We start from the raw sequence: 1,822 nt of genomic DNA, 5'->3' as shown, positions 1-1,822 counted from the left end.
GGAAGGCTTGTACGGCAAGAATTTCGTATCGAGCGTTTCACGGATTGAATCGTATTACAGCTGCCCGTTCCAGCATTTCGCTTCGTATGGGCTTGGCTTGCAGGAACGGATGGAATTCACGCTTGAAGCTCCGTCGATCGGGGATTTATTCCACGCCGCCCTGAAATGGGTTTCAGATGAAATGAACAGGACTGGAAAATCGTGGATGGAACTGTCGAAGGAGCAATGCTGGCAATTGTCGAGGGACGCGATGGAGCATATTACGCAGATGTTCTTCAATCGCATTCTCCTGTCGACGAGCCGCTATCACTATATCCGACGGAAATTGACGCAAATCGTGATGCGCACGATTTTTGCACTCGGCAAACAGGCAACAAAAAGCATGTTCCGTCCAATCGCGATCGAAGCGGCGTTCGGACCGGGGGAGCAGCTGCCGCCACTTGAGATTCCGCTGCGCCATGGTAATCAAATGAATTTGCGCGGAAGGATCGACCGGGTCGATGCAACGGAAATTGACGGAAGGAATTATGTGCGGATCGTCGACTATAAATCTTCCTCGAAGCAGCTTGATCTGACCGATGTCTATTACGGCATTTCTTTGCAGATGCTGACGTATCTCGATGTTGCCGTCGAGCATGCGGAGGAATGGATCGGCTTCAAGGCGGATCCAGCGGGAGTGCTCTACTTGCATGTCCATAACCCGATGATCCGGACGGAGCTTGAGCTGACGGAGGATTTGATTGAAGAGGAAATTTTGAAGTCTTATAAGATGAGGGGCTATTTGCTCGATGATCCCGGAGTCGTCATGGGGATGGATGCGCAGCTCGGCAAGACATCGACTGTCATTCCTGCCGCCTTGAAGACGGACGGGACATTTACGAAAGCGTCAAAAGTGCTGTCGACTGATGATCTGCAAATCGTCCGCAAGTTTGTGAGGCAGCGACACAGGCAGGCAGGGGACGGGATGCTTGCGGGGGATGCCCGGGTGTATCCGTACAGGTTGAAGGATAAGATGCCTTGCCAATATTGCTCGTATCGTTCGGTCTGCCAATTTGACCCAACGAATCCCGAGCAGAAATACAGGCATTATGAGAGCCTGAACCCGGAAGAATCCCTTGAAAAGATGCGGAAGGATGTGAATGATGATGGACATTCCAGTTAAACCGGCGGACGTGACGTTCACGGACGCCCAGTGGAAGGCGATCTGGGCGACGGGTAAAGATGTGCTCGTGTCGGCAGCGGCGGGTTCCGGGAAGACGAAGGTGCTCATTACACGGATGATCGAAAAAGTGTTGAGCGAGCATAATCCAATCGATGTGGATGAATTGCTTGTCGTCACATTCACAAATGCCGCGGCTGCTGAAATGCGACACCGGATGGCGGAAGCATTGGAAGAGGCGATTGCCGTAAATCCGGACTCCATTCACTTAAGAAGACAGTTAAGTTTGTTGAATAAAGCGCAAATCTCCACATTGCACTCGTTCTGTTTAAACGTTGTCCGCCAATATGCATATTTGATCGACATTGATCCAGGTTTCCGCATTGCAGACAGTACAGAAGCGGCCTTGTTGCGCGATGATACGATCGGTGAAGTGCTAGAGGACGCATATAATGCAGACAATCCGGAAGCGATGTACCGGCTTGCGGACAGTTTCACGTCAGACAGGAACGACCAATCGATCGAGACGCTCATCGACAGGCTGTACGATTATTCGCGGGTGCATCCTTCACCGGAAAGATGGCTGCGGATGATTCCGATGCAATATGAATTGGATGAAGAGGTGACGATTGACGAGCTCGATTTCATCGGGCCGTTGAAAAC

General features: G+C 51.3%; 2 protein-coding genes. Both read left to right on the top strand.

From position 1 onward, the window contains the following. Nucleotides 1-1,162, top strand: a 1,162-nt coding sequence (locus AWV70_RS14235; protein ID WP_201024371.1) for a PD-(D/E)XK nuclease family protein, incomplete at its 5' end; no start/stop codon positions are given. Continuing rightward, the coding region (locus tag AWV70_RS14230; protein WP_153009997.1) for a UvrD-helicase domain-containing protein at nucleotides 1,140-1,822 on the top strand (683 nt) is incomplete at its 3' end. The genes AWV70_RS14235 and AWV70_RS14230, both read left to right, overlap by 23 nt.

The organism is Sporosarcina koreensis (assembly GCF_001531445.1).
Lineage (GTDB): Bacteria > Bacillota > Bacilli > Bacillales_A > Planococcaceae > Sporosarcina > Sporosarcina koreensis_C.
Note: the sequence above shows the minus strand (reverse complement) of the source record. Positions and strands in the feature narration are given on the sequence as shown.